At 65.3% G+C, this 24,201-nt stretch carries 25 protein-coding genes; 13 read left to right on the forward strand and 12 right to left on the reverse strand.

The window, feature by feature from the left end; genetic code table 11:
* Positions 1–16 precede the first annotated feature (16 nt).
* Positions 17–421 carry a hypothetical protein gene (locus tag AC1C2O_RS13550; RefSeq protein WP_495430962.1) on the forward strand — a complete coding sequence of 135 codons (405 nt, stop codon included), beginning with the start codon at positions 17–19 and terminating at the stop codon, positions 419–421.
* An 8-nt stretch (positions 422–429) separates the two neighbouring features.
* Here the strand turns inward: AC1C2O_RS13550 and AC1C2O_RS13555 are convergent, their stop codons facing one another.
* On the reverse strand, positions 430–2,145 hold the full coding sequence (locus tag AC1C2O_RS13555; RefSeq protein ID WP_495430963.1) for an AMP-binding protein: 1,716 nt from the start codon (positions 2,143–2,145) through the stop codon (positions 430–432).
* Positions 2,146–2,279: 134 nt separating this feature from the next.
* Between AC1C2O_RS13555 and AC1C2O_RS13560 the strand changes: the two genes are divergently transcribed.
* Positions 2,280–3,752 (forward strand): MATE family efflux transporter, encoded by a 1,473-nt coding sequence (locus AC1C2O_RS13560; protein WP_495430964.1) that lies wholly within the window; start codon positions 2,280–2,282, stop codon positions 3,750–3,752.
* 7 nt (positions 3,753–3,759) lie between these two features.
* On the opposite strand, the gene AC1C2O_RS13565 is transcribed toward AC1C2O_RS13560, so the two are convergent.
* Positions 3,760–4,251, reverse strand: a complete 492-nt coding sequence (locus tag AC1C2O_RS13565) for an Lrp/AsnC family transcriptional regulator (RefSeq protein WP_495430965.1) — start codon at positions 4,249–4,251, stop codon at positions 3,760–3,762.
* Between the two features lie 103 nt (positions 4,252–4,354).
* Between AC1C2O_RS13565 and AC1C2O_RS13570 the strand changes: the two genes are divergently transcribed.
* Entirely contained in the window at positions 4,355–5,575 is a 1,221-nt protein-coding gene (locus AC1C2O_RS13570; protein WP_495430966.1) for a trans-sulfuration enzyme family protein, read from the forward strand.
* Positions 5,576–5,580: 5 nt separating this feature from the next.
* Here AC1C2O_RS13570 and AC1C2O_RS13575 read toward each other — a convergent pair whose 3' ends face one another.
* Genes AC1C2O_RS13575 through AC1C2O_RS13590 form a run of 4 tightly spaced genes read right to left on the reverse strand, consistent with a single transcriptional unit; the run spans position 5,581 to position 10,090 of the window.
* Positions 5,581–7,494: a M3 family metallopeptidase gene (locus tag AC1C2O_RS13575; RefSeq protein WP_495430967.1), complete on the reverse strand. Its 1,914-nt coding sequence runs from the start codon at positions 7,492–7,494 to the stop codon at positions 5,581–5,583.
* A 9-nt stretch (positions 7,495–7,503) separates the two neighbouring features.
* A complete protein-coding gene (locus AC1C2O_RS13580; protein ID WP_495430968.1) occupies positions 7,504–8,373 on the reverse strand; it encodes a metal ABC transporter permease in 870 nt (289 codons plus the stop codon).
* The gene (locus AC1C2O_RS13585) at positions 8,370–9,128 is read right to left on the reverse strand and encodes a metal ABC transporter ATP-binding protein (RefSeq protein ID WP_495430969.1); all 759 of its coding nucleotides are present in this window, start codon (positions 9,126–9,128) and stop codon (positions 8,370–8,372) included. Before AC1C2O_RS13585 ends, AC1C2O_RS13580 begins: the two co-directional genes overlap by 4 nt.
* Positions 9,125–10,090: a metal ABC transporter substrate-binding protein gene (locus AC1C2O_RS13590; RefSeq protein WP_495430970.1), complete on the reverse strand. Its 966-nt coding sequence runs from the start codon at positions 10,088–10,090 to the stop codon at positions 9,125–9,127. The genes AC1C2O_RS13585 and AC1C2O_RS13590 overlap by 4 nt, the downstream gene beginning before the upstream one ends.
* A 350-nt stretch (positions 10,091–10,440) precedes the next feature.
* Here AC1C2O_RS13590 and AC1C2O_RS13595 point away from each other — a divergent pair, with 350 nt between their 5' ends.
* Positions 10,441–11,121 (forward strand): ClpP family protease, encoded by a 681-nt coding sequence (locus AC1C2O_RS13595; protein ID WP_495430971.1) that lies wholly within the window; start codon positions 10,441–10,443, stop codon positions 11,119–11,121.
* Positions 11,118–11,714: a ClpP family protease gene (locus AC1C2O_RS13600; RefSeq protein ID WP_495430972.1), complete on the forward strand. Its 597-nt coding sequence runs from the start codon at positions 11,118–11,120 to the stop codon at positions 11,712–11,714. Before AC1C2O_RS13595 ends, AC1C2O_RS13600 begins: the two co-directional genes overlap by 4 nt.
* 129 nt (positions 11,715–11,843) lie before the next feature.
* On the opposite strand, the gene AC1C2O_RS13605 is transcribed toward AC1C2O_RS13600, so the two are convergent.
* The gene (locus tag AC1C2O_RS13605) at positions 11,844–12,197 is read right to left on the reverse strand and encodes a helix-turn-helix domain-containing protein (protein WP_495430973.1); all 354 of its coding nucleotides are present in this window, start codon (positions 12,195–12,197) and stop codon (positions 11,844–11,846) included.
* 92 nt (positions 12,198–12,289) lie between these two features.
* Positions 12,290–13,261: an acetylxylan esterase gene (locus AC1C2O_RS13610; RefSeq protein ID WP_495430974.1), complete on the reverse strand. Its 972-nt coding sequence runs from the start codon at positions 13,259–13,261 to the stop codon at positions 12,290–12,292.
* A gap of 197 nt (positions 13,262–13,458) precedes the next feature.
* On the opposite strand from AC1C2O_RS13610, the gene AC1C2O_RS13615 reads away from it, so the two are divergent.
* The 3 genes from AC1C2O_RS13615 (at position 13,459) to AC1C2O_RS13625 (ending at position 16,577) form a co-directional block, all read left to right on the forward strand.
* Positions 13,459–14,832, forward strand: coding sequence for a cell division initiation protein (locus AC1C2O_RS13615; protein ID WP_495430975.1), 1,374 nt, complete (start codon positions 13,459–13,461; stop codon positions 14,830–14,832).
* 14 nt (positions 14,833–14,846) lie between these two features.
* Positions 14,847–15,668, forward strand: coding sequence for a sulfurtransferase (locus AC1C2O_RS13620; protein WP_495430976.1), 822 nt, complete (start codon positions 14,847–14,849; stop codon positions 15,666–15,668).
* 66 nt (positions 15,669–15,734) lie between these two features.
* A complete protein-coding gene (locus AC1C2O_RS13625) occupies positions 15,735–16,577 on the forward strand; it encodes a universal stress protein (RefSeq protein WP_495430977.1) in 843 nt (280 codons plus the stop codon).
* Between the two features lie 34 nt (positions 16,578–16,611).
* On the opposite strand, the gene AC1C2O_RS13630 is transcribed toward AC1C2O_RS13625, so the two are convergent.
* A complete protein-coding gene (locus AC1C2O_RS13630) occupies positions 16,612–17,523 on the reverse strand; it encodes a hypothetical protein (RefSeq protein WP_495430978.1) in 912 nt (303 codons plus the stop codon).
* A 328-nt stretch (positions 17,524–17,851) separates the two neighbouring features.
* Here AC1C2O_RS13630 and AC1C2O_RS13635 point away from each other — a divergent pair, with 328 nt between their 5' ends.
* Together AC1C2O_RS13635 and AC1C2O_RS13640 are read left to right on the forward strand one after the other, a co-directional pair.
* On the forward strand, positions 17,852–18,499 hold the full coding sequence (locus AC1C2O_RS13635; RefSeq protein ID WP_495430979.1) for an acyl-CoA synthetase: 648 nt from the start codon (positions 17,852–17,854) through the stop codon (positions 18,497–18,499).
* Complete coding sequence (locus tag AC1C2O_RS13640) at positions 18,496–18,855, forward strand: hypothetical protein (RefSeq protein ID WP_495430980.1); 360 nt, start codon at positions 18,496–18,498, stop codon at positions 18,853–18,855. Before AC1C2O_RS13635 ends, AC1C2O_RS13640 begins: the two co-directional genes overlap by 4 nt.
* Positions 18,856–18,948: 93 nt before the next feature.
* Here AC1C2O_RS13640 and purB read toward each other — a convergent pair whose 3' ends face one another.
* Together purB and AC1C2O_RS13650 are read right to left on the reverse strand one after the other, a co-directional pair.
* Positions 18,949–20,358, reverse strand: a complete 1,410-nt coding sequence (purB, locus tag AC1C2O_RS13645) for an adenylosuccinate lyase (RefSeq protein ID WP_495430981.1) — start codon at positions 20,356–20,358, stop codon at positions 18,949–18,951.
* Positions 20,355–20,870, reverse strand: coding sequence for a low molecular weight protein-tyrosine-phosphatase (locus AC1C2O_RS13650; protein ID WP_495430982.1), 516 nt, complete (start codon positions 20,868–20,870; stop codon positions 20,355–20,357). Before AC1C2O_RS13650 ends, purB begins: the two co-directional genes overlap by 4 nt.
* 141 nt (positions 20,871–21,011) lie before the next feature.
* On the opposite strand from AC1C2O_RS13650, the gene AC1C2O_RS13655 reads away from it, so the two are divergent.
* Positions 21,012–21,281: a hypothetical protein gene (locus tag AC1C2O_RS13655; protein ID WP_495430983.1), complete on the forward strand. Its 270-nt coding sequence runs from the start codon at positions 21,012–21,014 to the stop codon at positions 21,279–21,281.
* Positions 21,278–22,561: a hypothetical protein gene (locus AC1C2O_RS13660; RefSeq protein ID WP_495430984.1), complete on the forward strand. Its 1,284-nt coding sequence runs from the start codon at positions 21,278–21,280 to the stop codon at positions 22,559–22,561. The genes AC1C2O_RS13655 and AC1C2O_RS13660 overlap by 4 nt, the downstream gene beginning before the upstream one ends.
* A 32-nt stretch (positions 22,562–22,593) precedes the next feature.
* On the opposite strand, the gene AC1C2O_RS13665 is transcribed toward AC1C2O_RS13660, so the two are convergent.
* Positions 22,594–22,995, reverse strand: coding sequence for a phage holin family protein (locus AC1C2O_RS13665; protein WP_495430985.1), 402 nt, complete (start codon positions 22,993–22,995; stop codon positions 22,594–22,596).
* A 100-nt stretch (positions 22,996–23,095) separates the two neighbouring features.
* Between AC1C2O_RS13665 and AC1C2O_RS13670 the strand changes: the two genes are divergently transcribed.
* On the forward strand, positions 23,096–24,175 hold the full coding sequence (locus tag AC1C2O_RS13670; RefSeq protein ID WP_495430986.1) for a histidinol-phosphate transaminase: 1,080 nt from the start codon (positions 23,096–23,098) through the stop codon (positions 24,173–24,175).
* Positions 24,176–24,201 lie beyond the last annotated feature (26 nt).

Below are 24,201 nucleotides of genomic sequence, written 5' to 3' on the forward strand. Positions count from 1 at the left end.
ACCGGGGGGTCAAAAGATGTCGTCAATTGGTGTTGTTCGAGACCTGGCAGAGTTCTTCATGCCGATCGGGATCTTTGGTGCGGTGATAGCCGTACTGTGTGCGCTCGTCGCGATGGTGGCTCTTGCGCGGGGGTCGGCAGCGGTGTGCGGCGGTGCGGTCGCGGTCTGGATCGGCGGGGCGATGCTGAGCCTTGCCTCTGGCTTCTCCGGCGTGTGGATTCCGGCGCTTGTCGCCGCAGTCGCGCTTGTGGCAGCGCTCGTGCTTGGCGGCCTATTGCGTGGAGCGGTGAGCACCTTTGCGGCCAGGCCGAAGCCGGCAGTCGCTGTCAGTGCAGAGCCGGCGCAAGTCGTGGTGCAGCCGCGGCCGGTGGAGCGTTTCGGCGGCGGCGGCGACGTGCGTGTCGAGGCGAGTCACGCCTGACCGCGTCTTCAGCGGTAGTCGCGGTCCAGGTGCTGTCCTGAGGTATCCCCGCCAGCGACTCGCTCAGCTTCACGCGATCGCAGCTCCACCCGGCGGATCTTGCCGGAGATGGTCTTGGGCAATTCCGGCACGAACTCGATGATCCGCACCCACAGGTGTGCCGACAGGCGCTCGCGCGCGAAGGCGTAAATGGCGCGTGCGGCATCGGCCTCGGCATCCGGTCCGTCCGCGGCATCCGCCCGCAGGCAGACATACGCCTTCGGCACCGAAAGTCGCGTGGGATCCGGGCTAGGGATCACCGCGGCCTCGACGACGAGATCGTGCTCCAGCAGCACGGATTCGAGCTCGAATGGCGAGATCTTGTAGTCGGATGCCTTGAACACGTCATCCGATCGCCCGATGTAGGTGAGGTAGCCGTCCTCATCGCGCGTGGCGATGTCTCCGGTGTGGTGGAAACCGCCCGCACGTGACTCTGCGGTTTTCTCTGGATCGCCGTAGTACCCGGCCATGAGCCCCAGTGGCGGATGCGCGAGATCCAGTGCGATCTCGCCCTCGCGCTCGGTCACCTCGCCGGTCACCGGGTCCAGCAGTACGACCGGATAGCCCGGCAGCGCCCGCCCCATCGAACCGTCCTTCACGATCTGGCCGGGGGAGTTGCCCACGCAGCAGGTCATCTCGGTTTGGCCGAAACCGTCGCGGATCGTGCCGCCCCAGGCAGCGCGCACGCGGCTGATGACCTCGGGGTTCAGCGGTTCACCGGCGCCGACCAGTTCGCGCGGTGGGTGTGTGAGCCGCGAGAGGTCGGCCTGGATCAGCATCCGCCATACCGTCGGCGGCGCGCAGAACGTCGAGACCTGGTGGGTGTCCATCACCTGCATCAGTGTGTTCGCGTCGAAGCGGTCGTAGTTGTAGACGAATACGGTCGCCTCGGCAAGGAACGGCGAGTAGAAGCTCGACCAGGCGTGCTTGCCCCAGCCGGGTGACGAGATGTTCAGGTGCACGTCTCCCGGTCGAAGTCCCAGCCACCACATGGTCGACAGATGACCTACCGGATAGGAAACCTGCGTGTGTTGCACGAGCTTGGGGCGGTTGGTCGTGCCGGAGGTGAAATACAGCAGCCCGGTGTCGGATGCCGGAGTCGGACCATCCGGTTCGAACGATGCCGGGGCGTTGGTCGAGTCGGCGAAGTCGTGCCAGCCGGCGGGAGTCTCGCCGACGCCGACGCGCAGAATGTCGTCATCGATATCGCTGAGGCGATCGGCGAGAGAGCCCAGTGTCACCACTCCGCGCGCATGACCGTGTTCGACGCGGTAGGCGAGATCGGATGCCGAGAGCAGAGTGGATGTCGGAATGGCGACGGCGCCGATCTTGGCGAAGCCGAGCATCACCTCCCACAGCTCGATCGAATTGTTCAGCATCACGATCAGGTGGTCGCCGCGGGCGATGCCGATCTCTCGCAGCCAGCTTGCGACCTGGTCGGATCGTCGAGAGAGGTCGGCGTAGCTCCAACTCTTGATGCTCAGGTCGGCCGAGACGATCTGCACCGCCGGACGGTCAGGATTCTCACCAGCGACGACGTCGAACCACTCCAGACCGAAGTTGAACTCGTCGAGCTCTGGCCATCGAAACCCCGCCACGGCGCCGTCGTAGTCGGTGGCGTGCGCGAAGAGGAAGTCGCGCATTTCGCGGATCGCAGTGGTGGCGGCGGTGGCGGTGCGGGTCATGCATCCATCCTGCACCCGGAGCGGTGGATCTCGCCTTAGGTCTTCCGTTACCGAATCGATTCGATAAACTGTTCGTCTGCCGGTTCTCGGCCCTCTGATTCCCCGTCCCCGCGTTCCGGAAGTCTTTTCTCCGCATGGCCACCTCTCTCACCACTGGCCGCCCTTGGCGCGTCATCCTCGCATTTTCTGTGCCCCTGCTCATCGGCAACGTCGTGCAGCAGCTCTACCAGGTCGTCGACACGATCGTCGTCGGCCGAGAGTTGGGCGTGAACTCGCTCGCCGCCGTCGGCGCGACGGGTTCTCTGCTGTTCCTGCTGCTCGGCTTCGCCTGGGGCATGACGAGCGGGTTCGCGATTCCGACCGCGCAGGCTTACGGCGCAGGCGACCACACCGCCGTGCGGCGCTCGGTCGCCACCGGAACGGTGCTCGCGGCGATCGCCAGCGTGATCATCACGATCGCAGGACCGTTGCTTGCAGAGCCCATCTTGGTGCTCATGCAGACACCGCCAGAGCTCCTCGCCGAAGCGACGCTGTTCACGCAGATCAGCTTCCTCGGTGGCGGCGCAACGATGTTCTTCAACTACCTCTCGGCGATCATCCGAGCGATCGGTGACTCGAAGACGCCTCTGGTATTCCTCACGATCTCGTGCGCTGTGAACGTCGTGCTCGTGCTCTTGCTGGTGGGCCCGGTGGGTTGGGGTGTCGCGGGCGCTGCGCTGGCGACAGTCATCGCGCAGGCCATCTCTGTCGTGCTGTGCCTTGAGTTCGTCAGGCGTCGGATGCCAGCGCTGCACATTCGCCGCGAAGACTGGAAGATCACTCGAGCTGACCTGACCGAGCACCTGCGACTGGGCTTGCCGATGGGCTTCCAGGCGTCGATCATCGCGATCGGGACCCTGGTGGTGCAGGTCGCGCTGAACATGCTCGGTGCGGAAGCCGTCGCGGCATACACCACGGCATCCCGCGTCGACAGCCTCGCGACTGCACTGCTGGCGTCGCTGGGACTAGCCGTTTCGATGTACGTGGCGCAGAACTTCGGCGGACGCCGGCCCGACCGCATCCGTGCCGGCGTCGTGCAGGCGACCTGGATGGCGATCATCGCCTCGCTGGTGCTGGGCGCCGTGCTCATCGCATTCGGAACCAACCTCGTGCGGCTGTTCGTCGGTGACGGTGCAGAAGAGGTGGTCGAGCTCGCGCATCTCATGCTCATCATCAACGGTGCGACGTACTCGCTGCTTGGCGTGCTGTTCGTCATCCGTGGCGCGCTGCAGGGGCTCGGCCAGGCGCTGATCCCGACCATCACCGGCGTCGTCGAGCTCGTCATGCGCGTCGGTGCGGCGGTCGCGCTGGGCGCGGTGCTGGGCTTCGGTGGTGTCGCGATGAGCAACCCGCTCGCCTGGGTAGGTGCTGTCGTCATCCTGGTCCCCGCGTATGTGCGGGCGCACAGGGCGCTGGCGCAGATGCCGATCGATCCGTACGAGATGACGCTCACGACTCCGATTGCGATCATCGGGCCCAACGACAGCTCGCTGAACGTGGATGCCATCGTCACGCAGTCGGTGCCCATCGTGGTGCAGCGACGGTGGAAGCGGCTGCTCAAGCGCTGAGGCGCCGCTATCCCTGCAGCACTCCGCCGCCGTCACGCAGTTCGAACACAAGTTGCGTCTCGGTGCCGCGGACGACGGGATGCACGGTGATGTGTTCCAGCACGATGTCGCGCAGCGCCGCGGCATCCTGAACCGCGACGTGCACCAGGAAGTCGTCGACGCCGGCGACGTGAAACACCTGCAGCACGCGCGGCATCGTGGCGAGAGCATCGAACAGTGCCGTGACCTTCTCGCCGGTGTGATTCGCTAGGCGCACCTTGATGATCGCCTGCAGTGGGAAGCCGAGCGCGGCTTCGTCGAGGCGGATGCGGGTGTCGCGGATGACGCCGCGATCGCGGAGGCTCCGCACGCGGTGCGCACACGTTGACTCTGCGAGGCCGAGCTGATGCGCAAGCGCCTTGTTGGTGAGATCGGCGCGAGTGCTGAGGGCGGCGAGGATCTCGAGATCGAGTTCGTCGAGGGATGCTGCGGACGGTTGTGCTTTCGGCAATCTGACCATCTCCGGATCGTGCGCCTTTGTTGAAGAAGTCGAGTAGTGCGGCTTTTGCGGCGGATACTGTCGAATCTTCCCATCCCTATTGTGATTCCGGCAACGTTGAAGAATGCATCCTGATACTGTCGCCGTCCACAGCGGTCGGGCCGACCTGACCGAACTCGGCGTTCACGCCCTGCCGATCGACCTCTCCACCACGAACCCGCTGCCGGATATCGAGCGCGGAGGCGACTCCTACGAGGCCATGGCGACCGGGGGCAGGCCGCCGGCGGACGGCAGCATGGTTTACGCGCGACTGTGGAACCCGACGGTTGCGCGGTTCGAGGACGCGCTCGCAGAGATGGAGCACGCCGAGGCCGCGGTGGCATTCTCCTCGGGGATGGCGGCGATGACCGCGGCGATTCTCGCTATGACCAGTGCGACGGGTCGTCGGCACGTCGTGGCGGTTCGGCCGCTGTACGGCGGAACCGATCACCTGCTGGGTTCCGGTCTGCTCGGTACCGAGACGACCTACTGTCACCCGTCGGATGTGGGTGTCAGCATCCGCCCCGATACCGGCGTCGTCGTCGTGGAGACGCCGGCGAACCCGACACTAGAACTCGTTGACATCGCCGCGGTCGTTGCGGCTGCCGGGGACGTGCCGGTCGTGGTCGACAACACCTTCGCGACGCCGATTCTGCAGAACCCGCTCGATCATGGTGCCGCCATGTCGCTGCACAGCGCGACGAAGTACCTCGGCGGACACGGCGACGTGATCGCAGGTGTCATCGCGTGCAGTGAAACTACGGCCGCGGCGTTGCGCAGGGTACGGGCGGTGACCGGGGGTTTGCTGCATCCGCTCGGGGCGTACCTGCTGCATCGGGGGCTCACGACGCTGCCGGTGCGGATGCGCCAGCAGCAGGAGAACGCGCAGCAGATCGTGCAGTGGTTGATCGATCAGCCCGAGGTGGATGAGGTGTTCTTCCCCGGGCTCAATGGGGACCCGGAGCGGATTCTCGAGCGGCAGATGCGGGGGACCGGAGCGATGATCGCGATGCGGATGCGCGGCGGGTATGCCGCGGCCAGCGCTGTCGCGTCTGCCGTGCAGCTTTTCACGCACGCGGTCTCGCTCGGTGGCGTCGATTCGCTGATCCAGCATCCGGCCGCGCTCACGCACCGGCCGGTTCCTGCTGACGCGCGCCCGGACGCAGACGTGCTGCGACTGTCGATCGGGCTGGAGAACGCCGGAGACCTCATCGCCGACCTGGGGCACGCATTCCGGACGCTGCCGGCTGCGACGGGTGTGGAGTCATCCGGGGACCCGAGCGCCCAGCTGCTCTGGACCATCTGACGCGCTCAGGCCTCGCCGGCGAGCCACTTTCCGAAGGCGTCGAAGGAGTACGGGCGTCCGAGGAACGACTCGACCAGGGCCGCGGCATCCGCAGCTCCGCCACGGGCGAGGATCTCGTCGCGGTACCGGGCGGCGACGTCCGGCGCGAACATGTCCGCAGGGTCGAACGCGCTGAACAGGTCCTTCGCGATCACGAGGCTCCACATGTACGTGTAATACGCGGAGCTGTAGCCGGTGAGATGCCCGAATCCTGCCTGCATGTGGGTGCCCGGCAGGTGGGCGATGACGGAGTACCGGTCGGACAGCTCGGCGATCGTGGCATCGTGATCGGCCGGGCGGTCCTGGTGCAGGCGGTACGACACCGCTGAGTAAAAGATCTGCGTGCGCACCCAGCGACCGCGGTCGGAGTCGGCCGCTTCGCGCATGCGTGCGACGAGATCCGCGGGAATCGACTCGCCCGCGGCATCCACGGCAAAGGTGCGCAGGATTTCGGCATCCCATGCCCACTCCTCGAGCATCTGCGACGGCGCCTCGACGAAGTCCCATTCGGTCGCGACCCCAGAGAACCGCACCCACGGATGGTCGCCGCCGAGAACGTGGTGCAGCAGGTGGCCGAACTCGTGGAACAGCGTCTTGACCTGCTCGTGCTCCATGAGCCCGCGTGGGAAGTTGCAGACCAGCACACCCTCGGGCAGCTGCGCACCGCGCACACCCTTCACCAAGTCGAATTGTGCGGCGTGCTTGTACTTGCCCTCGCGCGGGTGCAGGTCGAGATGGATGCGCCCGATGCGCTCGCCGTCCTGCAGCACGTCGTAGCTCGTGACGTCGTCCGCCCAGGCCGGAGTAGCCACGGCCTGGTACTCGAGGCCGAACAGTCGGCCGGTCACGGAGAGCAGCCCCTCGCGCACTCGTGCGAAGTCGAAGTACTGGCGCACGGCCTGCGCGTCGACGTCGTATTGCTCACGGCGGATCAGCTCGCCGTAATAGTCGGAGTCGGCGCTCGTGATCTCGGTGATTGATGGGTCATCCTGCTGGGCGCGGACGAGGAGAGCCGCGGCATCCGCTTGTGCGCGGTCCGCCGATAGGTCTGCGATGCGGTCGATGAATTCGGCAATTGCGGCGCCGGTGCCGATCATCTTCGCCTCGGCGTCGAAATCCGGCCAGGATGCGTAGCCAAGGGCTGTTGCCTGCTCGGCGCGGAGCTCCAGCAGCTCGTGCAGCAGCAAGTTGTTGGCAGGCCAGCCGCGGGAGCCATAGACGCGGGCGAGCTCCTCGCGGGCCGCGCGGTCGTGCGCGTAGGCGCGGAACGGGCGGAAGTCCGGGTAGTCCGTCGTGATCTCGACGAGTCCGTCGTCGCCGACCGGGTGCGCGGCGCGGAAGTCCTCCGGCAAGCCGTCGAGCCGATCGGGGGAGATCCGGATGCTGCGCACATCGTCGCGCACATTGCGGGAGAACTCCTGCTCAATCACGGTGATGCGCGCCGCGATCTCCGACAGGCGGGCGCGGGTGGCGTCGTCACGGTCCACGCCGCCGCGGCGGAAGTCGCGCAGGGTGCGCTCCAACAGACGAGCGGCCTCGGCGTCGAGACCGGTGGGATCGAGCGCGGCGAACAGCGCGTAGAGGTCACGATCCTGGTCACGCTCGGTGACGAATGCCGCGGCAGCCTGCATTCTGTCTTCGGCGAGCTCACGTAGTTCGGTGTCCGGGTGCACCTCGGAGAGAAGCTCGGTCATGCTCGCGGCGTTCATTGCCGCTGTCTGTCCGACGTTCCACCGCTCGAGTGTCTCCAGTGCGCTGCGCTCGGTGCCGTCCTTGAGGCGGGCGACGACCTCGCGTGCTTCAGTGAGAGCGGAGTCGGCGCGCTCCGCGACGAAGCCCGCCCAGTCGGCGGAGGGCAGGGGGAGAGGTTCCAGAGGCATTGCTCCAGCCTATGGGCGCGCTTGCCGTGCATGACTACGGAGATGTCGCAGCCGCTTGCCGATCACGCCCTGGTGCGGCGCGAACAGATACACGAGTGCGAACACGCAGCCCTGCACCATGACGACCAGACCGCCGGATGCCGCATCGATCCAGTAGCTGAGGTAGATCCCGATCACGCTGCACAGTGCCGACATGACGGGCGCGATCACGAGCATCCGTCCGAAGCGATCTGTCAGCAAATGCGCGGTCGCGCCGGGGATGATCAGCATCGCGACGACCAGTACGACTCCGACGACCTGCAGGGCGACGACGGCAGTGAGCGCCAAGACGCCGAGCAACAAGGCTCCGAGGAAACGCGGTGAGAGCCCGATCGCGAACGCGTGGGTCGGATCGAAAGCATAGAGCGTGAGGTCGCGGCGCTTGATGATCAGCACGCCGAAGGCCACAGCGGCGAGGATCGCGATCTGCAACAGGTCAGTGTCAGAGACTCCGAGGATGTTGCCGAAGATGATGTGGTTGAGATCGGTCTGGCTTGGGGTGACTGAAATCAGCACCAGCCCGAACGCGAACAGGGTGGTGAAGACGATGCCGATCGCGGCATCCTCCTTGATCCTGCTCGTGCCGCGGATCAGCCCGATCAGGCCGACCGCGAGAAATCCGAAGACCAGCGCCCCAATGGCGAACGGCGCCCCGACGACGTAGGCCAGCACGACGCCGGGCAGCACGGCGTGCGAGACGGCATCACCCATCAGCGACCAACCCACCAGCACCAGCCAGCACGACAACAGCGCACACACGATCGCCGCGATGACCGTCGTGACCAGGGCCCGCACCATGAAGTCGTACTGCAGCGGCTCGAGAATCCAATCGAGGATCATGACACCTCCCCCTGGTTCTCGTCGGCCCCATTCTCGTCAGTCGAGCCGAGCCCGAAGGCGCGGGACAGATTGGCCGGCTCCAGCGCCTCGGCCACAGAGCCGTGGAACAGTACCCGGCGCAGCAGCAAGACGGCCTCATCGGCCAGCGACGGCAGCGCATGCAGATCGTGGGTGGAGACCAGCACAGTGTCTCCGGCTGCCGCAAGCTCGCGCAGCAGCCGAACGATCGTCGCTTCGCTGCGCTTGTCGACGCCGGCAAAGGGTTCATCGAGTAGCAGGATGCCTGCGCCCTGCGCGATCCCGCGGGCGACGAACGCGCGCTTACGTTGTCCACCGGAGAGCTGCCCGATCTGGCGGTCGGCGAGATCGGTGAGCTCCACCCGTTGCAGGGCTTCGTCGACGGCATCCCGATCGATCGTCCGCGCTCGCCGCATGAAGCCCTGCGTGCCGTATCTACCCATCATCACCACGTCGCGCACCGAGACCGGGAACGTCCAGTCGACGTCTTCGCTCTGTGGCACGTAGCCGACCAGCCCCCGTTTGCGGGCGGATGCCGAATCCATACCGCCGAGCGTTACCGTGCCGGACGCCGGACGCACCATCCCCAGGGTCGTCTTGAACAGCGTCGACTTGCCCGAACCGTTCATTCCGATGAGCCCGGTCACGCGGCCCGCTTCGACGTTCAGTGAGACGTCATCCAGGGCGAGCACATCGCCGTAGCGGACCGTCACGCCGCGCACCTCGATTGCGCTCATGAGCCGGATCCTGATCCGGTGAGCCCGGCAATGATGGTGTCAGCATCGTGGCGGATGAGGTCAAGATATGTCGGCACCGGGCCATCGGCCATCGACAGCGAGTCCACGTAGAGGATGCCTCCGAATGAGGCATCCGTCGCCTCGACGACCTGCTGCATGGCCTTGTCTGACACCGTCGACTCGCAGAACACGGCGGGTACGTCGTTGTCCCTGACGAACTCGATTGCGGCGGCGATCTGGCGAGGGGTCGCCTGCTGCTCGGCGTTCACGGCCCAGATGTACGCCTCTGTGAGGCCGGCATCCCGGGTGAGATAGGAAAAAGCACCCTCGCAGGTGACCAGTGCCCGCTCGTTCTTCGGAAGGTCGGCGAGGTCTGCAGTGAGGTCGTCCTGCACCTGCTGCAGTTCGGCCTTGTACGACTCGGCGTTGGTGGCAAAATCGTCGGCGTGCGCGGGGTCGAGATCGGTGAACGCGGTGACCATATTGTCGACATAGAGCTGCACATTCAGCGGACTCATCCAGGCGTGCGGGTTCGGCTTTCCGGCATACGCGTCTGCGGTGATGTCGATCACGTCGATCCCATCGGAGACGACTGCGTGCGGCACGTCGACCGAGTCGACGAACTGCGCGAACCACACCTCGAGGTTCAACCCGTTGTCCAGGATCAGATCGGCGTCGGCGGCCTTGCGCACATCACCCGGCGTCGGCTCGTAGCCGTGGATCTCGGCGCCGGGTTTGGTGATCGACTCCACACGCAGGTGATCACCAGCGACGTTCTCGGCGATGTCGGCGAGCACGGTGAAGGTGGTCAGCACCATCGGGCGGTCGTCCGTGGCCTCCGACCCAGAGCCATTCGGCGCCGCGGCATTCGGTCCAGCGCATCCGGCCAGGACGACGGCACCAGCAAGGATGAGCGCCGCAATGGCGCGAGCCAACGCCCCGGGTCGGAAATTTTTAGGCACACCGAAAACCTACCTTTTAGGCACGCCGAAAACAATGCGTCGGGCGCGCGGACCGGGGTACGTCTGCACGACGACGCCAGCACACTTGCACGACCGATCGCCGAGAATGGTCGTGCCGGCGTACTCGGGTCGTGCATGTGTACCGGATGCCAGCATTCAGGCGGACGGGAGTGTGATGGTTCCGGTGCCGGGGAAGTTGATGCCGTCGTCGTGCGGTTGCCATGCCTGTCCCATGCTTCGACCGTAGAAGGTCGATGATTCGGGAATGTTTCGGAGCCCATCCGCCCACGGCAGAGCCGCTCAGAGCAGATTTGCGCCTGCTCGACCGCCGTGCGACGCACTCTGGATTCATGAGCGAAGAGAACCCCATCCCACAGTTCGGTCCTGATGCCCGCCGCGCGCTGTTCCACGAGCGCATCCTCGTGCTCGACGGTGCACTCAACGACGACAACGGCACGCTGCTGATGACGCAGCTGCTGACCCTTTCGGCTGAAGACTCGGCCGCCGACATCGCCCTGTGGATCCATTCGCCTGGGGGATCGGTGCCGTCGATGCTCGCCATCCGCGACATCATGAATCTGATCCCGAACGACGTCGCAACACTCGCACTCGGGACTGCCGCCAGCGCGGGGCAGTTCCTGCTTTCGGCCGGCACGAACGGCAAACGTCGTGCCCTGCCGCACGCGAGAATCCTCATGCACCAGGGGTCCGCCGGGATCGGCGGCTCCGCTGGGGAGATCGAGACGCAGGCCGACGATCTTCGACAGATGCGCGACACCGTGCTCGGACTCATCTCCGCCGACACCGGTCAGACCACCGAGCGCATCTTCGAGGATTCGCTGCACGACCGCTGGTACACCGCCGCGCAGGCTCAGGAGTACGGCTTCATTGACGAGATCGTCACGTCGATCGGCGAGGTGCTTCCTCGGCGCAGGGCACGGGTCGGATTGGGAACGGATGCCGTGGCATCCACAACAGACTCGCCAGCCACCACCGAATCGCCATCCAAAACCGGAGGAGCAAAGTCATGAGCAGCTACACAATCCCGAATGTGATCGCGCAGCATCCGCGCGGGGAACGCATCATGGATGTCTACTCGCACCTGCTCGCCGAGCGCGTCATCTATCTCGGCACCGGGATCGATGCCGGCGTCGCAAACGCGCTCATCGCGCAAATGCTGCATCTCGACTCAGACAGTCCGGAGACTGGCGTGCAGTTCTACATCAACAGCGAGGGCGGTGATCCAGGCGCGGCGTTGGCCGTGTACGACACGATGCAGCACATTCGGCCAGCGGTCGCGACGACGGTCGTCGGGCAGGCGATCGGCCCGGCCGCGCTGCTCGCCGCGGCAGGAGCCCCGGGGCAGCGCGCAGCGCTCGCCCACTCCCGCATCGTGCTGCACCAGCCCGCCGGACAGTCGCGCGGTGCCATCCCCGATCTGATCCTCGCGGCCGATGAGGTCGTGCGGGTGCGCTCCGATATGGAGGAGATCCTCGCTCGGCACACTGGTCGCACGGTTCAGGCGCTGCGTGCCGATACCGACCGGGATCGGGTGTTCACCGCGTCCGGTGCGCTCGAGTACGGGCTGATCGACACCGTGCTCGGGGCGCGCTCGTCTGAGTAACGCCCGGGGTGTTGCAGATCGCGGAGGTTGTCACGTCTGTCGGACAAAATCAGCGAATACCTCCGCCATCTGCAACAACGTCCGACAGGTGTCGCAGGCGGATGCCGAGCGGCGACACCCAGGCCTTGATCAGGCGGCGAGGGCGAAGACGCCGGCAGACCCGGTAGCGGATTCCGGAGCCGAGGCCGTACGCAGTTCGTCGGCCACGTTGCTGGTGAGGTCGACGAGCGTGACGCCCAGGGCTCCGCCGATCGCTGCGATCATCTCGCTGGATGGCTCTTTGAGCCCGCGTTCCACCTCGGAGAGATACTGCGGCGAGACGCCCGCTTTGTTCGCAGTCTCGGTGAGAGTCTCTTCGCGCTCATGTCGCTTGCGGCGCAACTGATCTCCGAGCAGCTGGCGCCAGAGCGGCTCAGGACCGTTCTGGGGATGACGCGGTGCGTGCGGAGAGCGGGTGCGGGCGAACGGGATGATCTCGGCCATGGTTCACGGTAACGCTGGCATCTGCTGCTACGACAGGTGTTCTGCTCAGAGCAGAACACCGCCCCCCTTGTCGAAACCCTAACCCGCCGACCTCACCCCGCCAGCTGCTCAGCGAGGAATGCGGCCTGACGCTCCCACTGCAGTCCTTGCCCACCCTCGTGCTCGTTGAAGGCATACTCGACGATCTCTGCGATCCCGCCCCAGTTGTTGCGGGCCGCGTACACAGTCGACGGCGGGCATATCGGATCCATCAGTGCGACCGAGAAGAGGGAAGGACAGGTGGCGCGACGGGCGAGGTTCACACCGTCGAAGTACGACAGGGTCTGGAAGGTGCGCTGCGTGGCATCACGGTGAACCGACAGGTACTGAACGATTTCGTTGTACGGGTCTCGCCCGGTCATCCCCACCGAACGCTCGAAGTGGCACAGGAACGGCACGTCTGGCATCGCGGCGATGAGCCCGTTGGACAGGGCTGCGGCGGCGATCGCGATCCCGCCGCCCTGGCTTCCTCCGCACACGGCCACTCGCGACGCATCGATCCGGTCGAGCGAGCGGATAGCGTCGATCGCGAGCACCGCATCTGTGTAGACCCGGCGGTAGTAATAGCTATTCGGGTCGTCGATACCTCTTGTCATGAATCCGGGGAACGCGGGACCCGAGCCGTGGGGGTCGGGCGTGACGCCACCGGTCCCCCCGGAGCTGCCCTGTCCGCGGGTGTCCATGAACAAGTGCGCGTATCCGGATGCTGCCCACCTGAGTCGTTCGTGCGGCAGCCCACGGCCGCCGCCGTATCCGTTGTACTCGACCACGGCAGGCAGCGGCTCATCTGTGCCCGCCGGCAGCAACAGCCATGCGCCGATCGGATCCCCGCCGAAGCCGCTGAAGGTCACGTCGTACACCTCGACGGACTGAAGCGGGGAGTCGATTCGGCGCAGCTGAACCGGCGCAGCGAGTGCCCTGGACTCTTCGAGCGTCTGCTCCCAGAAATCATCGAAATCGGTGGGTTCTGCGATTGCGGGGCGGTAGGAGCGCAGCTCCTCGAGGGGCAGATCAAAACGCGGCATTGCGGCATCCTTCAATCGGGGGGTCGGCGGCAGTTTATCGGGGCGCCGATTGTTTCCCCCGTCGCGGCCTGCCTCGATTAGTCTTGACGATGAGATCTCCCCTCGTTTCCTCCCCATTTCTGCGAACGGCCCTTTTTTCATGATGCCTCGCGTCATGAAGGTCTTCCGGCTCGCAGTTGCCAGAAAGGTGTTCCCTCGTGAATGACTCCGCCGAGAACAACGTCGACGAGCAGGGGGCCGACTTCTTCGATCAGCTGGCCCACGGACAGACGCGCGAGCAAGGCACCTTCACGATCGGTTTCCGTGGGTATGACAAGGGTGAGGTGGATGCCGCGATCGCGGGCCTGCGCATGCAGGCACAGCGTGCGGAAGCAGATCTTGCTGAGGCCCGTTCCGGTGGGAGCCGCGACATCGCCTCCGTGCGCTCAGAGGTAGAGGCCGCGCGCGCCGAGAGCGACGCGCGCATCGCTGAGGTCGAGGCGCAGGCCGATGACCGTGTCGCGGCACTGGAAGCAGACCTCGCCGCAGCGCGCGCGCAAGCAGACGACGCCGAGCAGCAGGTCGCGACGCTCACCAGCGAGCTGGTGGACGCGCCGAAGAGCGAGACTGACGGTGAGGGGTCGCGGCTGCAGTTCGAGGCCGTGCTGAGAGTTGCCGAGGAGCAGGCGTCGGTACTGATCCAGAACGCCGCCGTGCAGGCGGATCGCCTGCTCGAGGTTACGCGCGCCGAAGCAGATACCCGCCGAGCTGAGCTCGCCACCGAGGTTGACCGAATCACCGCGCAGGCGCAGCACGATGCCGATCAGGTTCGACTGCGTATCGACACGGAATACACCGCGCACGAGGCTCGCGTTCAGCGCGAGGGTGCGCATGCTGCAGAGAAGGTCATCCAGGCCGAGCAAGAGGCGGCGACTGTCCGCACCGAGGCTGAGAAGGGTTCAGCAGCTCTGCGCTCGATGGTCACCCGTGAGACGAGCCAGCAGCGTGCCGATGCTGAGCGTGAGGTGCGCGAGATGAACGCTCGCGTGCTGGAATTCGAAGAGACGCTGACCCGCCGTCAGGACGAGGCACAGCAGGAGTTCCTGCTGTTGCATAACCAGGCCGTTGCTCACGCTGAGCGCATCACGGGTGATGCGAACGAGCAGGTCGCGTCATCCCTTGAGCACACCAAGCGGATCTCCGCGAAGGCCGACGACTACGAGCGTCTGATGCGCTCGCAGGCACATGCCATTGAGGCGGATGCGCAGGTGCGTTCTCGCGAGACGCTCGAACGTGCACGTGTGAAGGCGCAGAAGATCGTCAGCACGGTCACCGGCCACACCACTGAGGTGTTGCGTGATGCCGAGGATCGCACGCGCCAGCTGCGCTGGCAGCAGCAGCAGCTGAACAGTTTCATGGCTGAGGTGCGGGAGCTGATCCGCCCCGAGGGTCTGCCGAGCGCGGATGTTGTGGATGAGGATTCGGACGAAGACGAGGATGCCGTCGAACCCGCTGCCGTCGCAGCTGACGTCGAGGTTGACGAGATCGACGAAGAGTCCGACGAAGACGAAGACGAAGACGCCAAGGCCTGAGCGGTACGAGCAACATGTCCCACTTGGTGAGCGTGACCGAACTGGCTGAGTTGATCGGTTCCGGTGCGCGCGTCCTTGACGTGCGTTTCCGGCTGGACCAGCCAGACGGTCGATCCGACTATCTCGAGGGCCACATCCCCGGCGCGGTGTATGTCGATCTCGAGTCGGAGCTGTCCCGTCACGGGCGGCCCGACGAGGGTCGGCATCCACTGCCTTCGACAGAGCACGTGCAGGATGCCGCGCGCAGCTGGGGACTAGGCGACGGCGATGTTGTCGTCGCGTATGACGACTACCGCGGGCTGGCGGCGGCGCGTGCGTGGTGGCTGCTGCGTCGCGGCGGTGTCGATGTGCGGGTGCTAGACGGCGGATGGGCTGCGTGGCAGGCCGCTGGTGGTGACGTCGAGACCGGTTCAGCAGAGTTCACGCCCGGTGCGGTGACCTTGACGGATGTCGCAGCTGACAGCCTCACCATCGATGAGGCGGCGGCATTCCCGGCATCCGGAGTGCTTCTGGACGTGCGTGCGTCGGAACGCTTCCGCGGCGAGATCGAGCCGCTGGACCCGATCGCCGGACATATCCCCGGTGCGACGAATCTGCCAACTGGGGTGCACCTCCGCGAGGATGGCACGCTTCGCGATCTCGACACTCTGCGGGGCAACTTCGCCGACGTCGGGATTAGCGACGACACCCCTGTTGCCGCGTACTGCGGATCGGGACTCACCGCCGCGCATACGGCGCTCGTGCTCGCCGAGGTGGGCATCGATGGGAAGATCTTCCACGGTTCCTGGAGTCAATGGTCGAACACCCCTGGGCGTCCGATCGCTACGGGGAAGTAACCTCGGCGGGCCTTGAAGGCCCGCGCGATGCGCAAGCCAGCTAGCCTCGGAGCAGGAGGTCTCACCATGAGCGTACGAATCGTCGTCGGGATTGAGCAGACAACGGCAGGGGAGCGCGCGCTCGCGTGGGCTGCCCAGCGGGCAGCAGAACGGAAACGTCCGCTGCTGTTGGTCTCCGTTGTCAGCGGTGCACTGGGTGTGGTCGGCGAAGGTGAGTTGCTCGCCGAGACTGAACGCCAGACGCTGGAATGGTTGAACGCCGAGTCCGAGCGGTTGAGCACCGGCGGCCTGACCGTCGAGACTCGAGTTCTACGCGGCGACCCGGTCGCCCAGCTCGCGAAAGCGTCAGCTGAAGAGGAGATGCTCGTCATCGGCAGCGATTACCGCGGGCCGGAAGGTGGCCAGGCGCGTGGCGTTCATGGCATCCGCATTGTGTCTGCGGCATCCATCCCCGTCGTGGTAATCCCTGACATCGACATCAGCGGGCGCATAGGCGTGGTCGTCGGCGTCGATGGCTCGCCGATTTCGGAGGCGGCGATCGCCTTCGCGGCCGCCGAGTCTGACCGTCTGCGTGAGCCGCTCATCGCGGTCGCGGTCTGGACTCCGATGACGGTGAAGCCGCGTAACTCGCTCGTCTACCCGCCCGATTATCTGAAGAGTCTGGAGCACGCCGCGGAGGAGAACCTGGCACTCTCGCTGGCTGGGCTCCGTCAGGACTACCCCGATCTCGAGATTCAGTCGCACGTCGTGCGTGGATACCCGTCCGCCGTCATCAGCGAGCTTGCGTCCGGCGCCAGGCTCACCGTTGTCGGTTCGCACGGTCGTGGTGTGGTCGCACGGTTCCTGCTCGGCTCGATCAGTCACGAGGTGCTCACGCACCTCCGCACGCCGACGGCAGTGGTCAGGTAGTTCGCTCGCGCTGCAACGCCACTCTTAAGTGCCGTTACGCGCGTTCGCCGAACCCCCAGCGCAACACGAGCATCCCTGGGCCCCACCCGTGGCGCACCTGGTGGATCGTCGTGGCGCCGTCGAGGAAAAGCGGTGTCACCTTGGTCTCCCTAGGTGTCTCCTCTATCTCCTCGATCCAATCCGGTAGGGCGTCGGGGTGGAACCTGGTCCAGAGCACGATGTCGCGACACCGGCGGGCGACGCCGTGCCCGGTCTCGCTGGTGCTCGGATAGTCGGGTGGGTACTCCAGCTTCCACTCGATCATCGTCGTCTGCGCAGGCCCGAGTGGACGCTCAAGCTCGAACATCGCACCGTGCACCTCTCCGCTCGGGTGCGAATAGCGGCGAGAGATGTGCCCGCCGGACACGAAGCTGAAAGTGGGTGCCGGTGTCGAGACCCCGGGGGTGAGATCGAGATAGGGGACGTTCGTGATCGTTCCTGAGGTGGACTGCAGAAGCGTGCGCGTAATGCGCGAGATGACGAACCCGTCGCTGCCGACCTCGGTGACGGCAGTGGTTGAGACATCACGTCCAGGATCCATGACCGGAGCATCCAGAGCAATGAACGTCTCGGCCACAGCTCGCTCCAGACGCCCTTCATTCAATGGGTACTGCGGTGTGCCGATTGGGCCGACGCGCAGGGTGGGTCCGATCAGCGACAGCAGAGCTCCGATGTCCAGATCGAGCAGCGATTCGATCTGCTCTATGGCAGCCCTCGATTGCGGGCCTTCCGGGCGCCGGGCGCCGGAGCGCCAGTAGCTGAGCGTCGCCGCTGAGATCGGGTTGCCGCTCGCTGCCAGGCGCTCCCGCAACCAGGTGAGAGTGACTCCGCGCGCAAGGATTGCCTTGCGCAAAGCCAAGGCGAAATCGAGCCTCTCGTCGACCCCGATGGAATCTTCTTCGTACATCACAGACCCTCCCCCAGGTATGTGAACAAGCAGTGTCTAACCTTGAGCATAAGACCACGCAAGACACTCGGGGCCCGAGTTAACGCGTGGGCGGCACGGTCGGATCGCGGCAGGTAGGGCACTACCAATGCACGCGATCCACCGGACGCGCAGTGTCCCCCCGCTGCGTGCACGTGAGGTTTGGCGGTCGATCTGGGGACCGACCGCCAAACCCCGCATTACGCATGGGTGGATTCAGGGGGGGGCGGGCGGGCAATTGACGGTGGGCGTGGGTGCACCTGCCCACGCGTAGACTGGACATATCACCCCGGAAGACCGAGGAATCGTCATGTCTGCCCCAGTTCGAACGTTCACCGTGCGCGACGTCCAGTTGTTGCGCGCACTCTTCGCGGCGGCATCCGCGCTCATGATCACGTTCTCGTCGGATCACTCCGCCGAGGTCGGCTTCGCCGTCTTCGGTGGTTTTGTGGCAGCGAGCGGGTTCATCCTTATCCTCGGCGCCTGGCAGTCGGTTCCTGCCGGATCACGTTGGCCATTCATTCTGCTCGCCGTGATCGACCTTATTGCGGCGGTCGCCAGCGGAGTCCCGACCTGGCGCACGGATGGTGCGTTCTTCGTCGTGGTCATCATCTGGGCCGCGGCATCCGGTCTGGTCGAGCTCATCGCCGGCCTTCGTGCACGCCGCACCGACCCGACCGCGAAGGATGCCATCACCGTCGGCGCCCTCGGACTTGTCCTCGCGGTCGTACTGCTCATCATCCCGGCCGACTACTCTCTGCAGTATTCGGTCGACGGTGCGGGAGCATTGACGCTCTCCGGAATCATCCTCGCCGTCGGCATGGTCGGCGGCTACACCGCTATCGTGGCGGTCTTCCTCGCGATCGCCGGCTTCTCGCCGCGGCGCGAGGCTGGGCAGAAGGATGCCGAAACCGATGACGCCACACGCGCATCGGTCGAGACTGGAGGAGCCGCGTGAGCGACAACAAGCCCAACCGTCGAGAGCTGTTGCGTCCGCTGCACCTGCTCGGCATCGCCCTTGTCTGCGGTGTCTTCGCCACGGTCGTCACCCTCGTGTCGACCGGTGCCTTCACGTCTCGCGTCAACCAGTTGATCTCCTCCGGCAGCTATGAAGGGCTGACCCCGGTCGCCCTGGGTCTCGTCATCGGCGGCGGTGCGTTCATCGTCACGCTGCTGATCATGTCGATGCTGATCCTCGCCGTCGACCCGCGCGAGTACGAAAGCAAGACCCTCGACCGCCCCGTGCTCTATGACGAGGAGCCCGGCGATCAGCCGAGCACCGACTCGACCGGAACGGACTCCACGAAGTCCTAGCGCCGGGGCATCCGCCCGCTCCGGCTCGCGCCTGTCCCGCGCCCGCGTCTCGTGCCCGCGGGCAACACAAGCCCGCCCGCGGGCGCCAGACGTCTACTTCGCGAGGCGCTCGGCGATACCGATGTAGGTCGCGGGGGTCAGGGCGAGCAGACGCTGCTTGGCAGCATCCCCGATTTCGAGACCTTCGACGAAGGATGCCAGCTCCGCAGCACCCACGCGGTGACCGCGAGTGAGTTCCTTCAGCAGTGCGTACGGGTCGCTGATCGTCGAACGGCCGGCGACGACCTCGGCACGGATCACGGTCTGGATGGCCTCGGCGAGAACCTCCCAGTTCACGTCGAGATCGGCGAGCAGCACGTCGCGCGCCAGGGAGATCTCGTTGAGGCCGCGGCGCAGGTTGTCGAGTGCGAGCAATGAGTGCCCGAACGCGACGCCGATGTTGCGCTGCGTCGTGGAGTCCGTGAGGTCGCGCTGCATCCGCGACGTGACCAGCGTCTGCGACAGCGAACCGAGAAGTGCGGCCGACAGTTCGAGGTTCGCTTCAGCGTTCTCGAAGCGGATCGGGTTGATCTTGTGCGGCATGGTCGATGACCCAGTCGCGCCCGCCACTGGAATCTGCGTGAAGTAGCCGATCGAGATGTAGGTCCAGATATCGGTGGCGAGATTGTGCAGGATGCCGCCGGCATGACGCGTCCGGTCGTAGAGTTCGACCTGCCAGTCGTGTGACTCGATCTGGGTGGTCAGAACGTTGAAGCCGAGACCGAGCCCCTCCACGTACTCGCGGGCGATCGTCGGCCAGTCGGCGTCGGGGTCGGCCGCCAGGTGCGCCGACCAGGTGCCGGTCGCACCAGAGAACTTCGCCAGGTAGTCGGATGCCGCGATCTGGCCGCGCACGCGCTCCAGGCGCCATGCGAAGACAGCGATCTCCTTGCCCATGGTCGATGGAGTTGCCGGCTGACCGTGCGTACGGGAAAGCATCGCGGCATCCGCATGTTCGACAGCGATCTCGCGCAGCTTGGCGATCACGTCGTCCAGCGCAGGCAGCCAGACATTCTCGACCGCGCGCTTCACGGTGAGCGCGTACGAAACCGAGTTGATGTCCTCGCTCGTGCACGCGAAGTGGGTGAGCTCGGAGATGGAATCGAGGCCCAGTGATGACAGACGGTCGCGCACGAGGTATTCGACGGCCTTCACATCGTGACGGGTGACGGCTTCCTTCTCTGCGAGCCAGTCGATCTCGTTCTGACCGAAGTCACGGTACAGGCCGCGCAGACGTTCCTTGTCGGCATCCGCCAACGGCGATGTCTCGAACAGCGAACGGTCGGTGAGCGTGATCAGCCACTCGACCTCAGCCTCGACCCGGGCGCGGTTGAGTCCGGCCTCGGAAAGGTAATCGCCGAGCGGTGCGACGGCCGGGCGGTAGCGTCCGTCGAGGGGGCTCAGCGGCTGGACGGGGAAAACATTCGGGGAAGTCAGGGGAATCCTCCTGATCGGGCCCCTCAAATGTGGGGCGTCGTGCGGCCGGGACGCAGGGCGGGTTCGAGCTGGCGAAACAGGCCCCGGGTTGCGGTCTCAATCATAGCGAGCACCGCATCGAACATTGCCGTGTCTGCGTAGTACGGGTCCGGTACGTCCATGCCGTCGGCGTCGCGATCGAAGGAGAGCAGCAGGATGACCTTGCCCTCTTGGTCTTCATCGCGCGCCCACTCGCGGAGAATGCGCTCATGCGTGCGGTCGAGCGCGACGACAAGATCGTTCTCCGCGAAGGATGCCGCGGTGAACTGTTTCGCGCGGTGGTGGGAGCCGTCGTATCCGCGGCGTTCCAATGTGTCGATCGTGCGGTGATCGGCGCGCTCGCCGACGTGCCACTCTCCGGTTCCCGCGCTGCTCGAGATGATTCGCGGGCCTAAGCCCTGATGTTCGGCGAGGTCGCGAAACACCACTTCCGCCATAGGGGAGCGGCAGATGTTGCCCGTGCACACGAAGATGACGCGGAAGGGATCCGGCGATGTCACGGGATCTATTCTGCCGGGCGCGAGCAGATCCTGCACAGCCGAGACCCATCTCGTTCTCCACATTCCCGCCGAGGCGTGTGCTCTGCACGGTTCGCGGGTTTCGGCATCCTGCCTGCAACGCGTGCCGGGCATCCTGGGTGCATGTTCAAATTCGAGATGTCGGCCCCGATGGGCCAACTCACGGGCGCCGGCTTGGAGTGGGTACGGGCGTATACCGCGGTGGAGGACGCAATCGGTGCTCTTGAGGATGCCGGAGCCGCGCTGACTCCGCTCATCTACGAGAGCGAATGGCAGGCATATGGCGTGCGCGCGCTGCACGAGCTCATCGTCGCCCTGAAGACCCGCACGGCCATCGAGATCGGCGAGTTGGGTACTCGGCACTGGGAGATTCAGTCGAGGCCGACGCCATGAGCGGATCTGTCGACATCAACCATGGCGGCGCGATCGCGGTTGATCCCCAAGCGCTGCGATCGGTAGCGAGCGCGTTACTCGCGATTGCTCCTGCGTTCGCGGTAGCGAGCGCCGCGATTCGACGGGCTCATGGTCATGTCTTGGCGGCGCCGGGGATCATCGGTCGTGTCGACATGGGAGCACTGTGGGCCAGCAGCGACCGGGCCGACGCGATGGGCGAGGAGTGTCAGAGCGCGGCTCAGAACACGCTGCTGATGGCCGATGTCTACGAGCTGGTCGAGACCAGGGCAGAGCTGGCCGCGCTGGCCATTGCTGACGGGGCGGAAGCCGATGCACTCTTCGCGCGGATCGCTGAACTTGAGGCATCCGATCCTCGCGTCACCGAGATGGAGACCTGGCTCCTCGCAGGTTGGAAGGCGGGCAGGTTTGAGGGTTTGGCTGAGCAGCAACTTCAAATTCCCGGTGCTTTCGACGTCTCGTGGCTGTTCCTTCTCGCCGCGGGTATCGGCACGCAACGGTTCGGCGCCATTCGTCCGGGTGCGACTCTCTCCGGAGATGGCGGTGCGGTATCGGTGAAGCCGGTGAAGACCAGCTCTCCGATTGCGCCGCCGACGAGCCTGGCCGAAGCCTTCCGAAGGTTCCCCGAGGCAAAGGGAGCGCAGTTCAAGGTCGAGAACTACACGATGCCCGACGGCTCGCATCGATTCGTGCTCTACGCGAAGGGCACCGGTTCGCCCTGGTACGGATTGGGAAACCCACTGGACATGAAGTCGAATCTCGAGCTGTACATCGGGCAGGAGTCAGCGTCATATCAGGCGACTCTCGACGTGCTGGAGGCCGCCGGTGCACGGCCGGGAGATCGGGTAGACGTCTACGCGCACTCACAGGCAGCCATCAATGCTGCCTACCTGGCATCAGAGAGTGATTTCGATGTGAAGGTGCAGGTGACCGCGGGCAGTCCGGTGCATCCAACTCTGAATGATGACCAACTGCTGATCGAACTGCGTCACACCGACGACATCGTCAGCTCACTCGCTGGCGGCGGTGCGCCAGGCGGGAGTGGATCGCCGGACAGCTTCGTCGCCAGTCGTGTGGGAGACCCGGACTACCGCCTGCACGACCTGCTCATCAAGACGCACTATCTCGATACCTACATCGAGACGGCAGAGATGGTCGACGCATCGGGCGACGTGCGGCTGCACGCGATCGAGGTGAACTGGCGCGAGCTCAATGAGGCCGTGCTGATCGAGGCGACCGAGTATGAGGCAGAACGGGATTGACCGTATGCCCCGGGGTCAGTCGCGCACCGCTGTCAGTCGCGGCGCTTCCTCTTCTGTGGGCGAAGGATCGCTCCGAAGACGGCGTTGATGATCGAGATGATGATCGCCGCGACCACGCCCCACCAGAAGTCGCCAACGGTCAGGCCCCATCCGAACCCCGAGGTGATCACCGCGGTCAGCCACAGCAGGAACCCGTTGATGATCAGTCCGATGAGTCCGAGAGTGAGGATGTACAGCGGGAACGCGACGATCTTCACAATGGTGCCGATGATCGTGTTCACGAGGGCGAAGATCGCGCCGACAGCCAGGAAGGTCAACACCAACTGCAGCGTCTCGCCGGGTGCGAAGGCAGTGACGGACACTTGCAGAACGGTAATCAGCGTCACCACCCACAGGGCGAAGGCGTTGACGACGACACGAATAATAAAGCGCATGGTGAATTCAGTCTCGCATGACGGGCGCCGGATGTCACCGACACCCGCATGATTGCGGAGAACACTGTCCGAACCGCCGCTCGCTCGTAGACTCATCCTCGTGACCGAGCCCATCCTTCCCCGCATCCGTCCTGAGATCGCGGCACTCGCGCCGTACAAGCAGGGCCGCCAGGCGGGGCCAGACGCGTTCAAGCTCTCCAGTAATGAGAACCCTTTCGATCCGCTGCCGTCCGTCCTGGAAGCGCTCGGGCACACCACCCCCATAAACCGCTATCCGGATGCCACGGCCGCTCGGCTGCGCGAACGCCTCGGAGCCCGCTACGGCGTTGACACCGATCAGGTGCATGTCGCGAGCGGCAGCGTCGCGATCCTCTACCAACTGGTGCAGGCCGCCGCATCCGTCGGCGATGAGGTCATCTACGCCTGGCGCTCCTTCGAGGCCTACCCCGGGTTGCCGCTCGTCGCTGGAGCCACCGGCATCCCGGTTCCGCTGACGGCTGACGCGCGGCACGATTTGGACGCGATGGCGGATGCGGTCACCGAAAACACCCGCACCATCCTGCTCTGCACGCCGAACAACCCCACCGGTCCGATCATCACGAGCGTGGAGTTCGAGGCGTTCGTGAACCGCGTTCCCGCCGATGTGCTCATCATTCTGGATGAGGCATATACCGAGTTCGTGACTGCTGATGACGCCGTCGACGGCCTCGCCGAGCGCGTATACGAGAAGCACCCGAACGTGGTCGTGCTGCGCACCTTCTCCAAGGCATACGGATTGGCCGGCCTTCGAGTTGGCTACGCGATCGGTAACGCGAAGGTGCTCGACGCGGCCAGGGCCACCGGCATCCCGCTGTCCGTCACCTCGGCCGCAGAGATCGCCGCGATCGCGAGCCTTGATGCCGAAGCCGAGCTCATGCAGCGTGTGGCAGTAGTAGTCGAACGACGCACGACGCTGGTGGCAGCCCTCCGTGCGCAGGGTTGGGCTGTGCCTGACAGCCAGTCGAACTTCGTGTGGCTGCCCGCGGGCGAACGCACAGACGAGATCGCCGCAGCCTTCATCGAAGCCGACATCATCGTTCGGCCGTTCTCGGGGGACGGCATCCGTATATCCGTTGGGGAGCATGAATCCGTGGAGAAGGTCCTACAGGTTGCTCAATCCGTTGTGGAGCGTCTCCAGTAATCTGCGGAGATGCTCGACTAGCGTGG

The sequence above is a fragment of the Microbacterium sp. Y355 genome, from assembly GCF_059445345.1.

Excerpts from the sequence above, each read along its gene's own strand:
- AC1C2O_RS13550 (WP_495430962.1), top strand. The coding sequence starts at position 17 with ATGTCGTCAATTGGTGTTGTTCGAGACCTGGCAGAGTTCTTCATGCCG.
- AC1C2O_RS13555 (WP_495430963.1), bottom strand. The coding sequence starts at position 2,145 with ATGACCCGCACCGCCACCGCCGCCACCACTGCGATCCGCGAAATGCGC.
- AC1C2O_RS13560 (WP_495430964.1), top strand. The coding sequence starts at position 2,280 with ATGGCCACCTCTCTCACCACTGGCCGCCCTTGGCGCGTCATCCTCGCA.
- AC1C2O_RS13565 (WP_495430965.1), bottom strand. The coding sequence starts at position 4,251 with ATGGTCAGATTGCCGAAAGCACAACCGTCCGCAGCATCCCTCGACGAA.
- AC1C2O_RS13570 (WP_495430966.1), top strand. The coding sequence starts at position 4,355 with ATGCATCCTGATACTGTCGCCGTCCACAGCGGTCGGGCCGACCTGACC.
- AC1C2O_RS13575 (WP_495430967.1), bottom strand. The coding sequence starts at position 7,494 with ATGCCTCTGGAACCTCTCCCCCTGCCCTCCGCCGACTGGGCGGGCTTC.
- AC1C2O_RS13580 (WP_495430968.1), bottom strand. The coding sequence starts at position 8,373 with ATGATCCTCGATTGGATTCTCGAGCCGCTGCAGTACGACTTCATGGTG.
- AC1C2O_RS13585 (WP_495430969.1), bottom strand. The coding sequence starts at position 9,128 with ATGAGCGCAATCGAGGTGCGCGGCGTGACGGTCCGCTACGGCGATGTG.
- AC1C2O_RS13595 (WP_495430971.1), top strand. The coding sequence starts at position 10,441 with ATGAGCGAAGAGAACCCCATCCCACAGTTCGGTCCTGATGCCCGCCGC.
- AC1C2O_RS13600 (WP_495430972.1), top strand. The coding sequence starts at position 11,118 with ATGAGCAGCTACACAATCCCGAATGTGATCGCGCAGCATCCGCGCGGG.
- AC1C2O_RS13605 (WP_495430973.1), bottom strand. The coding sequence starts at position 12,197 with ATGGCCGAGATCATCCCGTTCGCCCGCACCCGCTCTCCGCACGCACCG.
- AC1C2O_RS13610 (WP_495430974.1), bottom strand. The coding sequence starts at position 13,261 with ATGCCGCGTTTTGATCTGCCCCTCGAGGAGCTGCGCTCCTACCGCCCC.
- AC1C2O_RS13620 (WP_495430976.1), top strand. The coding sequence starts at position 14,847 with ATGTCCCACTTGGTGAGCGTGACCGAACTGGCTGAGTTGATCGGTTCC.
- AC1C2O_RS13625 (WP_495430977.1), top strand. The coding sequence starts at position 15,735 with ATGAGCGTACGAATCGTCGTCGGGATTGAGCAGACAACGGCAGGGGAG.
- AC1C2O_RS13630 (WP_495430978.1), bottom strand. The coding sequence starts at position 17,523 with ATGTACGAAGAAGATTCCATCGGGGTCGACGAGAGGCTCGATTTCGCC.
- AC1C2O_RS13635 (WP_495430979.1), top strand. The coding sequence starts at position 17,852 with ATGTCTGCCCCAGTTCGAACGTTCACCGTGCGCGACGTCCAGTTGTTG.
- AC1C2O_RS13655 (WP_495430983.1), top strand. The coding sequence starts at position 21,012 with ATGTTCAAATTCGAGATGTCGGCCCCGATGGGCCAACTCACGGGCGCC.
- AC1C2O_RS13660 (WP_495430984.1), top strand. The coding sequence starts at position 21,278 with ATGAGCGGATCTGTCGACATCAACCATGGCGGCGCGATCGCGGTTGAT.
- AC1C2O_RS13665 (WP_495430985.1), bottom strand. The coding sequence starts at position 22,995 with ATGCGCTTTATTATTCGTGTCGTCGTCAACGCCTTCGCCCTGTGGGTG.